The following is a 15,796-nucleotide window of genomic DNA, read 5'->3' as shown; positions in this document are numbered from 1 at the left end:
ACATTTTATACGGACATGGAATCATAATAGGCATCCAATCGCCCTACAACTTGCAGTCCGTCCTCGGCTTCCAGATGTGTGTAGATGTTGGCTGTCATCTGGATGGAAGCGTGGCCCATCAGCTTCTGGGCGGTGCGCAGATCCACGCCGGCGTGATACAGGGTGGTAGCAAAGGTATGGCGCAGCATGTGGGGCCTGACCTCAAAATCAACCATAGCTCTGACGTTCTGCCGCCACATGCGGTCAAAGCAAGTGCTGGTCATCACGCCGCCAGAAGGGGAGGGGACAACATATACGCTGGGGTGTGGCGTTTCATCCAGAATCTTGCGCAACGGGGCCGGAATCGGCAGCACCCGGTGGGCTGCTTTGCTCTTCAGCTCCATGCTGGGGTCGGGCTGGTTTCCGTCCGGGAATGTGACGGCACGCGCCACGACAAGGCTGGCAGGCCCTATATCAGTCCATTTAAGGCCGAGGGCTTCTTCTTTCCTGAGCCCACAGTACAGGCAGAGCGCGCAGAAAACACGGGCGCGGGGCTCCAGGATGGCCAGCATCAGTGCACGGGCTTCTTCTGGGGTCAGATATTCCTTCCTGGACGGTCTGGCATGCGGTGTGGTCTTGATGCCGTCTGTTGGATTGCGCATGATGAGATTGTTCAAGCGTGCTGTTTCAAACAGTTGCCGCATGGTCAGCAAGACCTTGTGCTGCAGGCTGACCGACTTTCCGGCCACACGGGCCATGACCCGCCGGATATGGACAGGGCGAACGTCTTGCAGTTCCATCATGCCCAGTTCCGGCATGATGTGCTTGTTGTAGGCGCCGCGGTACATACGCACGGTGCTGGCCCGGAGATCGGCTTTGTAGCTTTGCAGCCATACCTTGGCCCATTCACCCACCAGAGTGTGGTCACCGACCTGAAGTCCGGCGTGATCCTGAGCACGCAGAGCATCTTCGGCCGCATTCAGCTCGGCCAGGGTCTTGCCGTATACGATCTTCTGCCGGCCATCTGACAGCGTGACTTTGCGCTGGTACCGTCCGTCTTTTCGCTTCTTCAGTTTTGCCATAAAAAAACACCTCCGGGGTATGACTTGCAAAGCCTGCCCCGAAGGTGGTACAATACAGATGTCTGGTCGGTATTGTTCTCTTGGGACAAGCTGATCTTCTTACGCCCTGTCGGTTGCCGCCGGCGGGGCGTTTTTTATTTCTTCCCATCGTGTCGAAATGGTAAGTGTAGTTGCAGTTATTGCAGGCAAAAACTGTAACTTAAAGTTAAAAATTAGAGTTTTTGTCTCTGTTTTTGAAATAAGTTAATGGAAAAAGTGAAAAACGAAACAAAAACATAACAAAAAACACACCGTGTGTATTCGTTTTCCTTGTGTGGTTTTTATTCCTGTGTTTGAGTTCCGAGCACACCCACATTCCACACCTGGTTGCTCAGCGATAAGGCATTATGCTTCTCAAACCGCGAACGGATGGGCTTTCCAGAGGTTCCCCCAATCGTGAGAACTGTATACTTTTTAGGCAACCAATTTTGCGTGCCATAAAAGTATACACAAAGCGTGTATATGATGGAATACAGCTAACGAAAACATTTATCTGTTTTTAATTTCCCAGCGATGGCCGCAATTCTGACAAACTGCATAACTCTTTGTCTTACTTTTTCGGCCACGAAGGAGCAAAATCAATGCGATCCATCCAATCACAGGGATGCAAAGTAGAACCAGGTATAAAAGAACGATCAGGCAACCTCGGCTTTTCATTTCTGCAACGGCCTGAACTTGAACATTTTGGCTTCCGCACTTAGGGCAAATCATGATAATTCCTCCTCGTCTGTTTGTATGGATTAAAACCAGTGGGTATATCCAACGGCCTTGCCCTCAATGTGGACGGTTTCCAGGACAGAGCCGGTGAATATCATGGGGGACATGGAGGAATTGCACGGGTTCAGCTGCAGAACCTGCTGCTGCTCGTCCCAGAACACACGCTTCAAGGTTGCCTCTCCGTCGATTCTGACGGCGGCAATCTGGCCATTATCGACCTCCGGCTGGATGTGGATATAGACAACGTCCCCGTCATGGATGCCGGCGTCGATCATGCTGTCACCCTTACAGCGCAGGCAAAAATCACAGTGGGCATCCTCCGGCACGTCCACATAGTCCTCAATGTTTTCCTCCGCGGTGATGGGCTCGCCACAGGCGATAGCGCCGACAAGTGGACGTTTTACCGTTTTGGGGAGAGGTTCGAAGCCGGGTGGGATGGTGGTTTCTTCATCCGAGAGTCCCATCAAATAAGTCGGCTTCACCCCCAATGCGAGAGCTAGCTTTTCAATCATGGAGCGTTTTAGGTTTACGACAAGACCCGTTTCATATTTATAAATCGCAGATTTCTGAACACCAACCTTTTGGCCGAGCTCTTCTTGCGTCAAGCCATGCTGGATTCGCAGGGCCTTGATTCTTTCTCCCATCGTCATTTTGGATACCTCCGTGTCTTAATAATACCATAGATTTTCAAAAAATCAAGAAAAAATGTCTTGACAAGACACCGAAACGGTGGTATTTTGTGAGTGTCCCAAAAAGACACTGAAAGGAGGTGCGCAATGAATAAAGCTATGTTGGAGAGCGTCATGAAGCTGAACTCAGATACTCAGTCGGATTTGGCGGATTACCTTGGGATAAGCTTGTCGCGGCTGAACGCCAAAATCAATGAATATCGCGGCGCGCAGTTCTTCCAGACTGAGATTGCAGCTATCAAAAAGCGGTATTCGCTCAGTGAAGCCCAGATTGACGCTATTTTTTTTGGCGGGAAAGTATCTTAAAAAGATACCAACGCCACTACAAAGGAGGTACAAAGTGACCGAAATCCAAACCTACACCAACGCCGCGTTTGGCAGCGTACGCGTCCTGTACGAAGATGGTAAACCGCTGTTCTGCGGTACGGACGCCTGTAAGGCGCTGGGGTATAAGAACCAGAGCAAGGCGCTCAACGACCATTGCAAGGGGGTAACGAAACGTTATATCCCTACCAGCGGGGGAAAGCAGCAGGCAAACTTCCTCCCCGAAGGCGACCTGTACCGGCTCATCACCCACAGCAAGCTGCCCAGCGCGGAAAAGTTCGAGCACTGGGGGTTCGATGAAGTTCTGCCCGCCATCCGCAAAGACGGAATGTACGGTGCGGACCCGGCAGAGCTGGAACGCCTGCGCCGGAGCAACCAGGCGCTGCGCGATTGGCTCAGCCTGCTGGCCGACCGCAAGCGCGACCTGGTGGAGATTCAGTATGAATGCGAAAAGGCCAGAAAGAGCAGGGAAGACGCAAAGGCATACTACCTTGAAGTCAAGGCCAACTACAGTAAGTGGTGTGACCTGGTCCGCACCTTTGAGAACCTGACCAGGCAGGCACAGGCCGACATCAATTCCTATATCGACCAGATCCAGATCGTGGCACTGACCACGCCGGTGCTGGACGAGGAGCTGAGCACAATGCTGGATGAGATGGCGCAGCAAATGCTTGTCTCAAGAAAAGAGCCGCAGTAAGGAGGAGGTGAACAGCTTGGAATTAAACGACCTCTCTTTGATTTTAGGACTTCTTGCCATATTGCTCAGCATCGCGACCTGGATTATGCGCCACAAGTGAAAAGTTCTTTTTTCGTCTCGATGTTTGCAAAGAAAGCTCGATTTCGGTTTTCTTGGCAAAAACGTCTTTTGCTTCGGGCGGTACATATACGAGAAAGTACCCTCCAATTGCACCGCGACCTTCGATTTTGAATGGGATCGCCTGCGATTTGATTTCTTCCTGTTTTACTACTTCATGGTTTTTGAGTTTCGTAAACTCCCAAACACATACAGACGGGAAAAGGAATTCAAACTCACACCCTTGATAAATCAGGAACATTCTTGAAATCGAAATTGGAGCAGAAGAACGATTCACAATATTAAGGCGCAACTGCAAAACCGTCTTTCCATTTGGGCGAATACCGCAACAATGGCTGATATACTCAACCGAAATGGAACATCGGTTGCGCCAGAGATCGGAAAAGAAGTTCCATAGAGAAAGACCGAAGCCAGCCAGAGCAATAAAAAAAGTAATGTTATCCCTTACGGATAGCCACCCTATCAATTTTGGAATCATAATAAGCCCCTTTTTAATTTCGATTTTGCCTTATTTCCTGCTCTGCTTGCCCCATTGTAGCACGGGCCGGGAAGGGGGGCAAGCAAAGGAGGTACACCATGAACGAAACTATGAACGCCCTGCTTGATGCGCTGGCCGATGCCCTTGCCGAACGTCTGGCCGAGCGGTTGCCGCCCAGAGGCCAGCCGCCTACCTACACCGCCGCCCAGCTGGCAGAGCGGTACAGCATGAGTAAGAGCAGCATTCAGCGCCTGATCCGGGCGGGAGAGTTCGGGGAAACGATCAATACAGGCCCCCGCACCCACCTGGTCACCGCCGAGGGCGTCCGCCAGTTCGAATCGGCGCACACCGCCCCGGCCCACAAAAACCAGCAGGGAAAAGCAATCCGGCGGCGGGGGAGACACATCGACCCCGGCCCTATCTGAAAGGAGAATCGTTATGACCAAAAACAAAGTGGCCGCCCCGGTGCTGGAACACCGGAACGGCCGAGAAGCGCGGGAAACTATCACGAAAACCCGCATTTTCATTGTACCCAAGATTCGGGCGTTTGTCCACAACTTCGTGGTCGGGCTTGGTGCTGCTGGTGTGGGACTGTTCATTGGCGCGGGCATTCCTCAGTTGCTTGGCATCGTGAGCTTCCGCCCCTGGCCGCTCGTGTTGGGCGTACTGATGACGGTAGTGGGCTGCTGGGAGGAGGTGCGCGGCGATGCGGCTGAAAGGAATTCTCATTGATAGCGGTGAGCCCCCGGTACTTTATGATTTGGCGGATACCGAGCAGGGTCTGGCAGCCTTTGTGGGTGGACCGTTGAAGCGCAAGCCTATCCGCAGACAGTTTGCCGCACTCCTTTACACAGACGCTGTGCGAGGAATGCCCACACGCTACTATGATGGCCTGTGGTATTACGGCCGATTGCTGATCGTTGGCTGGCGCAAAGGACGCCCCCAGTCGTTGACCCGAGAGGAACAGGAAACACTGTTGAGGCAGTGGAGCCAGATGGAGGTGAAGGATCTTGCCTGACTATGAAGACATTGTGTACCGTGCCAATAGAAATGGAGATCCGGCAGCTGATTCAGATTGTCTGGCCTACATATTGGCAGTGCTTGATTCGGTGCCGGACCACACTGAAGCACTTTTACAGATCCGCGGCCTGTTGGATGCCCGCGCTTCCGGCCGTGCCCAGCGCATGGAAGATCTGAATGTGGAGGTGTGAGAGTGAAGCAATACAAGACACAATACGGCACTGTGTTTGCCGTGAGGGAATATAAGGGGGCGCCTGCGATCATGTGCCGCGCAGAAATTTCCGAGACGTGGTCTTTGAGCAGCATGATCGCCCCGTTCACGCCTGGGGCCTGGACGGAGGACGAATTGCAAGCCCAACTTGAGAACTGGGCCGCAGTGAAAGGATGGAAACAGGTAGAGGATACCGCCAGCGAATGCCTGTGTTCCACCTGTACCTGTACGGGATGTCATGAAAGCTGCTTCCACAACTGCACAGCCTGCGGCAATCTCGTAACCCAATGCAACAGCTACCAGACGGAAGGCGAGAAGAGCTTGCCCGCCAGCTCCGAGCCGCCGGAGATCGTGGACGAATGCAGCGAGCCGGATTGCATGTGCAAAACATGTGGGCGGGAAAGCTGTTTCGCCCATGGCTGCGCAAAAGAGTGTCCCGCCAATGCAGAAGAATCCTGCCTGACTGTCACCTGCCCGGAGTACATCGAAAGGACGGATACCACATGCAACTGCCAAACGACCGCTGCCCCGACTGGGGATGCTGCTGCGACCACGGTCGAGCGTGCTGTGAAAGAGCAGCCCAGGGGGGTGGAAATCTCGACCACCTCGGAGAGCGGGGCGGATGCAAGCACGCCATTGTCGGAATCATCCTCCACGCAAGGCCCGAATTCCTCACCGGCCCCCGCCTCCCGTGCGGATGCTGGAGCTGCCGAACAAGGCCTGTCCACTGCTGGACCTGTCTCTTTGGAAGCTAAGGACATGAATGTCCCTACCTTTGACTTCTCGGCGCTGGGCGATCTTGCCGGGCAGGCAGCAGAAGCAGATGAACAGTTTAATCTGCATTATGGCCGTGCGCAAGATGAATTTCTGGTTGCCTGCATCTACATGGCGCGCATCCATGCTCTTACTGCAAAAGCCGGAAGATACGGCGGCGGGACATGGACTTCCTGGTACCAAAGCAAGGGAATCAGCGAAGGAAGTGCACGCACGATGGTACAAAATGGAGACGGTTTTAAATCCGCAACTGCTGCGGATTTAAAAAATCTTCCAGCTCTCACGAAAAAGGATATCAACTTAATTGCCCGCCAGGGGGCTGCCGAGCAGGTATTGGAGGCTGCCGGACAAGGGGATTCTGCACGCATCCAGGAGATCATGGCCCAACTGAAGGCCGAACAGACCGCCCGGAAGCAAGCCGAGCAGGCCCTTGCCGCCGAAAAGCAGTCCAGTGCAGGCACCAGCGCCCTGCTGGCCGATGAGCAGCAGCGCCGCCAGCAGGCCAACGAGGCCCGCATTGCCGCAGAAAATCGCGCCGCAAACGCCGACGCCCGCGCCAGGGCCGCCGAGCACGACCGGGACGAAGCCCGCAAGGAGAGGGACGGCGCCCGGGATGCCCTGCAGGCCGTCAAACTGAGGGGCGACCGACTGAAAGCCGAGAACGATGATCTGAAAGCCCGTCCCATCGAGGCCGCTGTAGTAGATGAGGACGAAGTCAATCGCCGCGCCGAGGCCCGTGCGCAGGAAGTACTTGCCGCCAAGCTGACTGAACAGAGGGAAATCTCTGCCCGCAATGCCGAGGATGCAATCATACTGCTTGGACGTCAAATTAACACGGCCTGGCAGATGGTCCGCCCCTTCCTGGCGGAAATGGACGAGTTGCAACGGGTTGAAGCCGTCGACCGTATCAATAAAGAATGGGCCCAGACCCAGAAGGAGATCATGTCATGTCTGTGAAAATCACTCAATTTGAGGCCGAAAACGTCAAGCGAATTAAGGCGGTTCAAATCATCCCCGCCGAAAACGGTCTGACCCTGATTGGCGGTGACAACAACCAGGGCAAGACCAGCGTACTGGATTCCATCGCATGGGCCTTGGGTGGGGATAAGTTCCGCCCGGCGGCCGCCCAGCGGGACGGTGCCAACGCCCCCGCCCACCTGCGGGTGGTACTCTCCAACGGCTGCATCGTGGAGCGCAAAGGCAAGAACAGCGCTCTGACTGTTACCGACCCCACCGGCAAGCGGGCAGGCCAGCAGCTGCTCAACGAATTCGTGGAGGCCCTGGCCTTGGACCTGCCCCGGTTTATGAACGCCAACGACCGCGAAAAGGCCGACACGCTGCTCAAGATCATCGGCGTGGGGGACATGTTGGCTTGCATTGATCGTGAAATCAAGCAGGTATACGACAAACGCACCGCCATCGGCCAGATCGCTGAAAGTAAACAGCACTATGCCGACGAGATGTTGGAGTACCCGGAAGCTCCCTCTGCACCCATCTTCGCCACAGAGTTGATTCGACGTCAACAGGACATCCTGGCCCGTAACGGAGAAAACCAGCGCAAACGGGACCTTGCCGCGCAGTTGGAACAGCAGGTGCACCTGCTGCAGCAAAAGGTTGACAATCTGGCAGAGCAGCTGCGGGAAGCCAGTGAGGCATGTTCTAAGGCTATGCAGGATCTGGAAACAGCTCGAAAGTCTGCTTCTGATCTGCAGGATGAGAGTACCGCTGAGTTGGAAGCCGACCTGCAGAACATCGAGGAGACGAACCGCAAGGTTCGTGCCAATATGGACAAGGCGCGTGCAGAGGATGAGGCACGCCAGTTGGCTGAACAGTATAAGCAGCTGACCGAAAATATCAATGCCCTGCGCGCCAAGAGGACTGCTTTGCTCAATGGTGCGGACCTGCCGCTTCCGGGCCTTGGTGTCGATGATGGCCGACTGACCTATAACGGGCACCAGTGGAATGATATGTCTGGCAGTGACCAGTTGCGTGTGGCCACGGCCATCGTTCGGAAGCTGAACCCCAACTGCGGCTTTGTGCTGCTGGACAAGCTGGAGCAGATGGACCTGCGCACCTTGCGGGAATTCGGTGCCTGGCTGGAAGGGGAGGGCCTGCAGGCTATTGCCACCCGGGTGAGCACCGGCGGCGAGTGCCGCATCATCATTGAGGACGGCCGCGTGCGCGGCCAGGATACCGAGACCCGCCTGGAGGCAACCACCCCCAGGCAGTGGATGAAAGGAGAGTTCTGACATGGGCAAATACCAGATCACAGGGGGGACCATCCCCGCGCCGGTTAAGGTCGTGCTGTACGGGCCGGAGGGCATCGGCAAGTCCACCTTCGCGGCGCGGTTCCCGGACCCGGTGTTCATCGACACCGAGGGCGGCACCAAGCGCCTGGACGTACGCCGGCTGCCCCGGCCCACCAGCTGGGCGATGTTGCTGGACGAAGTGGCCGAAGCCGCCCGGGGTGGCGTTCCTTGTACCACCCTGGTGCTGGACACCGCCGACTGGGCCGAAACGCTGTGCATCCGCTCAATCTGCGCCAAGGCAAAGGTGGACGGGCTGGAAGGCTTCGGCTACGGCAAAGGCTACGTCTACGTTAAGGAGGAATTCGGCCGCCTGCTGGACCAGCTGGAAGAGGTTGTGGCCACCGGTCGCAACGTGGTGGTGCTGGCCCACGCCACGATCGCCAAGTTCGAGCAGCCAGACGCCGTTGGCAACTACGACCGCTGGCAGATGAAGACCACCAAGCAGGTGGCACCGCTGCTTCGGGAATGGTGCGATATGCTGCTGTTCGCCAACTACAAGACGGTGGTGGAAAAATCCGGCAGCGGCCCCAACGCAAAGAACAAGGCCAGCGGCGGGCGGCGGGTGATGTACACCACCCACCACGCCTGTTGGGACGCCAAGAACCGTTTCGGCCTGGCCGATGAACTGCCGCTGGACTATGGGGCCATCGCGGGGGTGGTGCCCGGCAGCGTCCGGCCTGCCACTGCGCCGCCCGCCGCCCCTGCGACCGCAAGCCGCCCTGTGATGGTGGAGGATGAACCCGCAAACCCTACGCCGACCCGCAGGACGACCCCCGCGCCCTCGGTTTCCCCCAGCGTTGCTACTGCTGCACCGGCGCCGACTTCGACTGCGAAGCCTACGGACGCGGCCCCTGTCCTTGATCCTGCAGAGGTGGAAGCCAGCTACCGCGCCAGGCTGGACGCCAACCTGCGGGACGCCGGTATCCCCGACAACCTGCGTGCGCTGATGGTGGCCAACAAGGTTGAGGAAGCCGACATCCGCAAGGTGGTCGCCCAGAAGGGCTACTTCCCCGAAGATATGCCCATCCGGGACTATCCGGCAGACTTTGTGGAAGGCTGCCTGGTGGGTGCCTGGGATGCGGTGTACGAGATGGTAAAAGACTTTGGCGACGTTCCGTTTTGATACGAAAGGAGATTTATACTTATGGCATACGAAGAAAACACCGGCCGCGCTTTTGGCTGGGACGATGAAATCCAGAACGACGGCCCCGACTATGTCCTTTTGCCGGACGGTGATTATCCCTTCACTGTCACCAAGTTCGAGCGGGCTCGTTTTGATGGAAGCGCCAAGCTGCCGCCCTGCTCTATGGCTAAGTTGTCCATCACGGTTCATGGCGGCGACAAGGGGGATGCATATGTGACCCACCGCCTCTACCTGCACACTCGCACCGAAGGCCTCCTCTGTGCCTTCTTTGAGAGCATCGGCCAGCGTAAGCATGGTGAGAAACTGCGCCCGCGCTGGGACGCGCTTGTCGGTTCCCAGGGACTTTGCCATCTTGAAATCCATGAATATACCAAGAAGGACGGCAATCCTGGTACCAGCAATGAAATCACGAAGTTCCTGCCGCCGCCTGAACCCAAGGCCGCGCCGGCAGCTACTTCCTGGAAACAGGGGTCGTTTTGATGGCCGCTGAATTGCGGCCGTACCAGCAGGAAGCACGAGAAGGCGTTCACGCCCAGTGGGATAGTGGGCGCCTTCGTGTGCTTGCGGTACTGCCAACAGGAACCGGAAAAACAATCGTGTTTGCCAAAATTGCTGAGGACCAGGTAAGAGCGGGGGACCGAGTGCTGATCCTGGCGCACCGGGGCGAGCTGCTGGAGCAGGCGTCCGACAAATTGTACAAAGCCACCGGTTTGACCTGTGCAGTGGAAAAAGCCGAGCAAAGTTGCCTGACCGCCTGGAACCGGGTGGTAGTGGGCAGCGTGCAGAGCCTGATGCGCCCCAAGCGGTTGGAACAGTTCGACCGCCGGTACTTCGGCACCATCATCGTGGATGAGGCCCACCATGCCGTCACCGACGGTTACCGGCGCATCCTGGACTGGTTCGGCGATGCCCGGGTACTGGGTGTCACTGCCACCCCCGACCGTGGCGATCTGCGCAACCTGGGCGAGGTGTTTGACTCCCTGGCCTACGAGTACAAGCTGACACAGGCCATCCGGGACGGGTACTTGTGCCGCATCATGGCCCAGACTATCCCCCTGAAGCTGGATATTTCCACTGTGGGCATGAGTGGCGGAGACTTTGCCGCTGAGGACCTTGGCACCGCCCTGGACCCGTACCTGGACCAGATCGCCGAGCAGATGTCCCACTATTGCCGCGACCGCAAAACCGTTGTGTTCCTGCCTCTGATCAAGACCTCGCAGAAGTTCCGGGACAAGCTCAACGCCCACGGATTCCGGGCTGCCGAGGTCAACGGCAAAAGCCCTGACCGGGCCGAGATCCAGGCGGATTTTTCCGCCGGCAAGTACAACGTGCTGTGCAACAGTATGCTGCTCACCGAAGGGTGGGACTGCCCCAGCGTTGACTGTGTGGTGGTTTTGCGGCCCACTAAGGTGCGCAGCCTGTACAGCCAGATGGTGGGCCGCGGCACCCGCCTCAGCCCCGAAACGGGCAAACAGGACCTGCTTTTGCTGGACTTCCTCTGGCTCACCGACCGGCACGAACTGTGCCGCCCCGCCGACCTGATCTGCGAAGACCACCAGGTGGCCGTGCAGATGACCGACAACCTGGCCGCGGGCGGAGAACCCAAGGACCTGGAAGAAGCAGTACAGCAAGCAAATGCCGATGTGGTCCTCCAGCGGGAGGAAGCCCTGGCCAAGAAGCTGGCCGAACAGCGCCGTAAGCGTGCCAGGCTGGTGGATCCTCTCCAGTACGAGATGAGCATCCAGGCCGAGGACCTGTCCGGCTATGTGCCGGCCTTTGGCTGGGAGAGCGCCCCGCCAACAGACAGCCAGACGGCAGCTCTGGAGAAGTTCGGCATCCTGCCCGATGCCGTGGACACCGCCGGCAAGGCGAGCCTGCTGCTGGATCGCCTGGCCAAGCGCCAGGAACAGGGAATGTCCACTCCCAAGCAGATCCGCCGCCTGGAGCAGTACGGCTTCCGGCATGTGGGCACTTGGACCTTTGATCAGGCTTCCCATATGATCACCCGTATCGCCGCCGGAGGCTGGCGTGGGGCGCCAAAGGGAGTTGACCCCAAGACATATACCCCGAATTTTGTGTAAGGTGGTGAGCACTTGAATGAAGATCTCCGTCAGGCGCTGGACTTCCTGTCCCCGGCGTCTTGTACGTATCAGGAATGGCTGACCGTTGGCATGGGGCTTAAACAGGCAGGTTTGCCTGTAACTATGTGGGAGCAGTGGAGTGCGCAGGATGGTAGCCGGTATCATAAGGGGGAATGCTCCCGAAAATGGGAGAGCTTTCGCGGGAGCGCATCCCCTGTTACCGAGAACAGCATTTTTAAAATAGCACGAGACCATGGGTGGTCAGGTTCGGAAGGACATGCGCTGGACTGGGATGACGTTATTGACGCACCAACGGATGGCAGGGTGGTTGACCCACACTGGTTGGATGTACCTGACCTGGCCATCCCGGATGACAACACGCCCTGGAACCCTGCAGCCCAGCTGATTGAATACCTGCGGGCCCTGTACGAGCCGTCGGACCATGTAGCCTATGTCACCGAAAGTTTTATGGATAAAGACCGGCGCCGCCCCACCAAGGGACACTGGGACCGCACGGCGGAGCAGCTTATTGCAGAGCTGGAGAAGTGTGGCGGTGAACTGGGGAAGGTCCTGGGAGATTATGATCCCGAGGTTGGCGCCTGGATCTGTTTTAACCCGGTAAACGGCCAAGGGCGCCGTGATGCCGACATCACCGAGTACCGCTATGCTTTGGTCGAATCCGATGAACAGGATCTGAACCGGCAAGCCGCAATCCTGCACCAGCTGGAATTGCCTTTGGCTGCCCTTGTGTATAGCGGCAAAAAGAGTCTGCACGCCATTGTAAAGGTGGATGCTCCCGATTACACCGAATACCGCAAGCGGGTGGACTACCTGTACGAAGTGTGTAAGAAAAATGGTTTGGTTATCGACCAGCAGAACCGCAATCCCAGCCGCCTGTCACGGATGCCCGGAATTACACGTAACGGACAGAAGCAGTTCCTGCTGGAGACAAACACCGGGAAATCCTGTTGGCAGGAATGGAGGGACTGGATCGAGTCGGCTACCGATGATCTGCCCGAAACCGAAAGCCTTTCCGACAGCTGGGACGCCATGCCGGAACTGGCTCCGCCGCTGATCGCAGGCGTACTGCGCCAGGGGCACAAGATGCTGCTGGCCGGGCCCAGCAAGGCCGGCAAGAGCTTTGCCCTCATCGAGCTGTGCATCTGCATCGCCGAGGGCGTTCCCTGGCTGGGTCGGTTCGACTGCGCCCAAGGTAAGGTGCTGTACATCAACCTGGAACTGGACCGGGCCTCCTGCCTGCACCGCTTCCGGGATGTATACGACGCCCTGGGCCTGCCGCCCGGCCATGTGGGGAACATCGACCTGTGGAACCTGCGCGGCGCCAGCGTGCCCATGGACAAGCTGGCCCCCAAGCTGATCCGGCGGGCTGCCAAAAAGGACTATATCGCCATCATCCTGGACCCTATCTACAAGGTCATCACCGGCGACGAGAACAGCGCCGATCAGATGGCTAAGTTCTGCAACCAGTTCGATTTGGTCTGCCGGGAGCTGGGCTGTGCCGTGATCTACTGCCACCATCACAGCAAGGGAGCCCAGGGCGGAAAGCGCAGCATGGACCGCGCATCCGGCTCCGGCGTCTTCGCCCGGGACCCAGACGCCATGCTGGACATGACCGAGCTGGAACCCACCGATGCCATCCGGGAGCAGCTGCGAAACCGGGCTGCCTGCGCGGCCTGCACTGTGGCCTTGGACCGGCGGGGACTGGAGGATGCCTACACCCGGGAAGATGCCCTCAGCCGTGCCCGTATGCTGGAGATCTGCAAGGAGAACCTGTCCCTGTCCGACCGGCGGGCGCTGGACACAGCCATCGAGCAGGCTTCCCAAAAGGCTACGGCCCGGACAGCCTGGCGCATCGAGGGAACCCTGCGGGAGTTTGCCCGCTTCGACCCCGTGAACTTGTGGTTCGATTACCCCGTCCACAAGCTGGACGATGGACTTCTGGAGGACCTGCAGCCCGAAAGCGACTATAAGACCTTAGGTGCCAGAGGGGCGGCAAAACGGTGGAGCGACAAGGGCAGGGAGGATCAGGCAAAGAAGCGCAGCAGGGAGCTGGACAGTGCCTTTGAGGCCTGCACCATGGACGGCGAGGTCACGGTCTATGCCATGGCCCAATATATGGACCTGAAGCCCCGCACTGTCAAAAACCGGTTGAAAGCGGACGGTGGTTACTGGATTGATGGCGAAAAGGTAGGACGAAAAGAGCCTGGTTACAAAGGGTAAAATACAGAATGTATTATTTTGGTGTACGAGATGTATAATTCTGCAATTATAGCCGCTATTTGTGCAACTGCAAAAATGTTGTGAATAGCGAAAAATGCCGCTATAAACTGCAAAATTGCAGTGCGTAAATAGCCTTATATATATATACAAAACAACTGCGTTGTGTTTGGGTGTCCCCAAGTATGGGGCGTACACAGCCCCCATACATTGGGGAACCCCCTCCCAAACACGTTGGCCAAAAGAAAGGAGAAATATCCATGCAATTTTTTCTTCCCATGCGCCCACCCACGGTGACCCATCACGACAAGGATCTGCACGCCTTCATGCGGGGCGGCAAGCCCTGCGCGGTGCTGCACGACAGTCCCGAACTGAAGGACGCCCGCGCAAAACTCCACGCCGCTCTGGCACCCTACGCGCCGGACAAGCCCTTTGGCGGTCCGGTGAGGCTTCTGGTCAAGTGGTGTTTCCCGTCTGATGACCGCCACGCTGACGGCGAGTGGAAAACGACCAAGCCGGATACCGATAACCTGGACAAGGCCCTCAAAGACGAAATGACCCGTCTGCACTTCTGGCGCGATGACGCCCAGGTATGCAGCGAAATCAGCGAGAAATTCTGGGCGGATGTTCCCGGGATCTTCGTGAAGGTGGTAGCACTGTGAAAAACCTGACCTTTGACGCAGTCAACAGCTGCTGTATACCGTATGACCCGCTGCCGTCCGGCCTGACGGCCCAGCTGCAACGCCTTGTCACTGAGGAACGCCCGAGCGCCTGCACCGGCTGCGGCTTTGAAAATTCCTGTGCTATCAGGGGCTGCGCAGTCCTGCGCAGCGTGAGCCGTGTGGTGGCAGTAGTCGGCAAGGAGAGGAGAAGAACCCAGGATGGGGAAGTGGTGGGAAGCCATGGTAAAGATTGATTTAAGAAAAACCGAACCTGAAGATGTCCATCTGATTCGGGAATTGCAATCATATGGATTGCCTGACAGCCTGATTCAGCTTGCATACGACGAAACAATCAGGCGGCGGGAAGAGGGTACAGACAATGATGGAACTTGAACGCCGCGCACTGCTGGGCGACCGGCAGGCGCAGGAAGAATGTACTCGGCAGGGGATTGTGCTGCCGTGCGGATGTGGAAACCCTGCAAAACTGAGCTACGTTGAACGCGATCCTAGCGCGGACTTCGACCCGTGTCATGGGTATGTCGTGACATGCACCGGTTGCAACATGAACAGTTGGTATCACAAGGAAAAGCAGGAAGCCATAGCAGTCTGGAATAACAGGGCAGCCCCGCCGATTGGGCGGTGTAAAGACTGCAAATACGAAAAAAAGGCAACTTTCAACAAGGAGGGCTTTTTGGTTTGCCCTTGCTCCGGCATGGAGATTACACCCTTCTATTTCTGCAATCATTTTAAGGCAAAGGAGTGATGCCGATGAACTATGAAGAAAGCGCTGCTGGCAGTGCCGGAGATGGGCAATCACAAGGAGCTCGTTGCAGTGCTGGAACAGATTATGGAGGTGATGGGAAAATAGGAACGGATGGAAAGTAGTAAGAGCGTGTCCCCTTATAACAGCCTTTCGACGAACCGCTATCAAAACAATTCGCTTTATGAGGGAAAAATCATGCAGAAAAACGCGAGCCATAAACTGAATGAAGCTGTCACTGCTTTTGACCTGGATGAACCGATGTATCAGCTGAAATGCGCCATTGATTGTGTGGATGCGGTTCATACCGCCATGACGGATTCGCCCAATTCCCCGGATGGCTTTCTGGACGCTATGTTCGGGGCCATCGTAAACCTGTATAACGCCTACCAGGAACTGGAAGGCCAGATCTATTTGGATGAGGAGGATGAATAATGTGAAAATGGCATGGAAAAACTCCAGGTTCCGCCCCGGG

General features: G+C 56.8%; 20 protein-coding genes. 17 read left to right on the top strand and 3 right to left on the bottom strand.

Going from position 1 to position 15,796, the window contains the following annotated elements; translation table 11 throughout:
* Window positions 1-5: 5 nt before the first annotated feature.
* Window positions 6-1,061, bottom strand: a complete 1,056-nt coding sequence (locus H6B15_RS03145) for a site-specific integrase (RefSeq protein ID WP_204646011.1) — start codon at window positions 1,059-1,061, stop codon at window positions 6-8.
* A gap of 779 nt (window positions 1,062-1,840) precedes the next feature.
* Entirely contained in the window at window positions 1,841-2,467 is a 627-nt protein-coding gene (locus tag H6B15_RS03140) for a LexA family protein (RefSeq protein WP_204646001.1), read from the bottom strand.
* 126 nt (window positions 2,468-2,593) lie between these two features.
* Here H6B15_RS03140 and H6B15_RS15400 point away from each other — a divergent pair, with 126 nt between their 5' ends.
* The gene (locus tag H6B15_RS15400) at window positions 2,594-2,812 is read left to right on the top strand and encodes a hypothetical protein (RefSeq protein WP_204645999.1); all 219 of its coding nucleotides are present in this window, start codon (window positions 2,594-2,596) and stop codon (window positions 2,810-2,812) included.
* Between the two features lie 34 nt (window positions 2,813-2,846).
* Entirely contained in the window at window positions 2,847-3,527 is a 681-nt protein-coding gene (locus H6B15_RS03130; protein ID WP_204645997.1) for a BRO family protein, read from the top strand.
* Window positions 3,528-3,570: 43 nt separating this feature from the next.
* Here the strand turns inward: H6B15_RS03130 and H6B15_RS03125 are convergent, their stop codons facing one another.
* Window positions 3,571-4,122, bottom strand: a complete 552-nt coding sequence (locus H6B15_RS03125) for a hypothetical protein (RefSeq protein WP_204645995.1) — start codon at window positions 4,120-4,122, stop codon at window positions 3,571-3,573.
* A 98-nt stretch (window positions 4,123-4,220) separates the two neighbouring features.
* Here H6B15_RS03125 and H6B15_RS03120 point away from each other — a divergent pair, with 98 nt between their 5' ends.
* The 15 genes from H6B15_RS03120 (at window position 4,221) to H6B15_RS03050 (ending at window position 15,756) form a co-directional block, all read left to right on the top strand.
* Window positions 4,221-4,547, top strand: coding sequence for a hypothetical protein (locus tag H6B15_RS03120; RefSeq protein ID WP_204645993.1), 327 nt, complete (start codon window positions 4,221-4,223; stop codon window positions 4,545-4,547).
* Between the two features lie 13 nt (window positions 4,548-4,560).
* Window positions 4,561-4,854 (top strand): hypothetical protein, encoded by a 294-nt coding sequence (locus H6B15_RS03115; RefSeq protein ID WP_204645991.1) that lies wholly within the window; start codon window positions 4,561-4,563, stop codon window positions 4,852-4,854.
* Window positions 4,829-5,140, top strand: a complete 312-nt coding sequence (locus tag H6B15_RS03110) for a hypothetical protein (RefSeq protein ID WP_204645989.1) — start codon at window positions 4,829-4,831, stop codon at window positions 5,138-5,140. Before H6B15_RS03115 ends, H6B15_RS03110 begins: the two co-directional genes overlap by 26 nt.
* Entirely contained in the window at window positions 5,133-5,333 is a 201-nt protein-coding gene (locus tag H6B15_RS03105) for a hypothetical protein (RefSeq protein ID WP_204645987.1), read from the top strand. Before H6B15_RS03110 ends, H6B15_RS03105 begins: the two co-directional genes overlap by 8 nt.
* 2 nt (window positions 5,334-5,335) lie before the next feature.
* A complete protein-coding gene (locus tag H6B15_RS03100) occupies window positions 5,336-7,084 on the top strand; it encodes a hypothetical protein (protein WP_204645985.1) in 1,749 nt (582 codons plus the stop codon).
* Entirely contained in the window at window positions 7,075-8,376 is a 1,302-nt protein-coding gene (locus H6B15_RS03095) for an AAA family ATPase (RefSeq protein ID WP_204645982.1), read from the top strand. The genes H6B15_RS03100 and H6B15_RS03095 overlap by 10 nt, the downstream gene beginning before the upstream one ends.
* Window position 8,377: 1 nt before the next feature.
* On the top strand, window positions 8,378-9,559 hold the full coding sequence (locus tag H6B15_RS03090) for an AAA family ATPase (protein ID WP_204645980.1): 1,182 nt from the start codon (window positions 8,378-8,380) through the stop codon (window positions 9,557-9,559).
* Window positions 9,560-9,580: 21 nt separating this feature from the next.
* Window positions 9,581-10,060 carry a DUF669 domain-containing protein gene (locus H6B15_RS03085; RefSeq protein WP_204645978.1) on the top strand — a complete coding sequence of 160 codons (480 nt, stop codon included), beginning with the start codon at window positions 9,581-9,583 and terminating at the stop codon, window positions 10,058-10,060.
* A complete protein-coding gene (locus H6B15_RS03080; RefSeq protein ID WP_204645976.1) occupies window positions 10,060-11,661 on the top strand; it encodes a DEAD/DEAH box helicase in 1,602 nt (533 codons plus the stop codon). Before H6B15_RS03085 ends, H6B15_RS03080 begins: the two co-directional genes overlap by 1 nt.
* Window positions 11,662-11,673: 12 nt before the next feature.
* Window positions 11,674-13,902, top strand: coding sequence for an AAA family ATPase (locus H6B15_RS03075; RefSeq protein WP_243424248.1), 2,229 nt, complete (start codon window positions 11,674-11,676; stop codon window positions 13,900-13,902).
* 257 nt (window positions 13,903-14,159) lie between these two features.
* Window positions 14,160-14,561 carry a RusA family crossover junction endodeoxyribonuclease gene (locus tag H6B15_RS03070; RefSeq protein WP_204645974.1) on the top strand — a complete coding sequence of 134 codons (402 nt, stop codon included), beginning with the start codon at window positions 14,160-14,162 and terminating at the stop codon, window positions 14,559-14,561.
* Complete coding sequence (locus H6B15_RS03065) at window positions 14,558-14,815, top strand: hypothetical protein (protein ID WP_204645972.1); 258 nt, start codon at window positions 14,558-14,560, stop codon at window positions 14,813-14,815. Before H6B15_RS03070 ends, H6B15_RS03065 begins: the two co-directional genes overlap by 4 nt.
* Window positions 14,802-14,954 (top strand): hypothetical protein, encoded by a 153-nt coding sequence (locus H6B15_RS03060; RefSeq protein ID WP_204645970.1) that lies wholly within the window; start codon window positions 14,802-14,804, stop codon window positions 14,952-14,954. Before H6B15_RS03065 ends, H6B15_RS03060 begins: the two co-directional genes overlap by 14 nt.
* Entirely contained in the window at window positions 14,941-15,324 is a 384-nt protein-coding gene (locus H6B15_RS03055) for a hypothetical protein (protein ID WP_204645967.1), read from the top strand. The genes H6B15_RS03060 and H6B15_RS03055 overlap by 14 nt, the downstream gene beginning before the upstream one ends.
* A 195-nt stretch (window positions 15,325-15,519) precedes the next feature.
* Window positions 15,520-15,756, top strand: a complete 237-nt coding sequence (locus H6B15_RS03050; RefSeq protein ID WP_204645964.1) for a hypothetical protein — start codon at window positions 15,520-15,522, stop codon at window positions 15,754-15,756.
* The last annotated feature ends 40 nt before the right edge of the window (window positions 15,757-15,796 follow it).

It is taken from the genome of Gemmiger formicilis, from assembly GCF_016900095.1.
Taxonomy (GTDB): Bacteria; Bacillota; Clostridia; order Oscillospirales; family Ruminococcaceae; genus Gemmiger; species Gemmiger formicilis_A.
Note: the sequence above shows the minus strand (reverse complement) of the source record. Positions and strands in the feature narration are given on the sequence as shown.

What these genes read in the sequence shown, in the direction of transcription:
- H6B15_RS03060 (WP_204645970.1), top strand. Translation starts at nt 14,802, where the DNA reads ATGGTAAAGATTGATTTAAGAAAAACCGAACCTGAAGATGTCCATCTG.
- H6B15_RS15400 (WP_204645999.1), top strand. Translation starts at nt 2,594, where the DNA reads ATGAATAAAGCTATGTTGGAGAGCGTCATGAAGCTGAACTCAGATACT.
- H6B15_RS03050 (WP_204645964.1), top strand. Translation starts at nt 15,520, where the DNA reads ATGCAGAAAAACGCGAGCCATAAACTGAATGAAGCTGTCACTGCTTTT.
- H6B15_RS03090 (WP_204645980.1), top strand. Translation starts at nt 8,378, where the DNA reads ATGGGCAAATACCAGATCACAGGGGGGACCATCCCCGCGCCGGTTAAG.
- H6B15_RS03080 (WP_204645976.1), top strand. Translation starts at nt 10,060, where the DNA reads ATGGCCGCTGAATTGCGGCCGTACCAGCAGGAAGCACGAGAAGGCGTT.
- H6B15_RS03110 (WP_204645989.1), top strand. Translation starts at nt 4,829, where the DNA reads ATGCGGCTGAAAGGAATTCTCATTGATAGCGGTGAGCCCCCGGTACTT.
- H6B15_RS03115 (WP_204645991.1), top strand. Translation starts at nt 4,561, where the DNA reads ATGACCAAAAACAAAGTGGCCGCCCCGGTGCTGGAACACCGGAACGGC.
- H6B15_RS03095 (WP_204645982.1), top strand. Translation starts at nt 7,075, where the DNA reads ATGTCTGTGAAAATCACTCAATTTGAGGCCGAAAACGTCAAGCGAATT.
- H6B15_RS03125 (WP_204645995.1), bottom strand. Translation starts at nt 4,122, where the DNA reads ATGATTCCAAAATTGATAGGGTGGCTATCCGTAAGGGATAACATTACT.
- H6B15_RS03085 (WP_204645978.1), top strand. Translation starts at nt 9,581, where the DNA reads ATGGCATACGAAGAAAACACCGGCCGCGCTTTTGGCTGGGACGATGAA.
- H6B15_RS03070 (WP_204645974.1), top strand. Translation starts at nt 14,160, where the DNA reads ATGCAATTTTTTCTTCCCATGCGCCCACCCACGGTGACCCATCACGAC.
- H6B15_RS03055 (WP_204645967.1), top strand. Translation starts at nt 14,941, where the DNA reads ATGATGGAACTTGAACGCCGCGCACTGCTGGGCGACCGGCAGGCGCAG.
- H6B15_RS03145 (WP_204646011.1), bottom strand. Translation starts at nt 1,061, where the DNA reads ATGGCAAAACTGAAGAAGCGAAAAGACGGACGGTACCAGCGCAAAGTC.
- H6B15_RS03140 (WP_204646001.1), bottom strand. Translation starts at nt 2,467, where the DNA reads ATGACGATGGGAGAAAGAATCAAGGCCCTGCGAATCCAGCATGGCTTG.
- H6B15_RS03120 (WP_204645993.1), top strand. Translation starts at nt 4,221, where the DNA reads ATGAACGAAACTATGAACGCCCTGCTTGATGCGCTGGCCGATGCCCTT.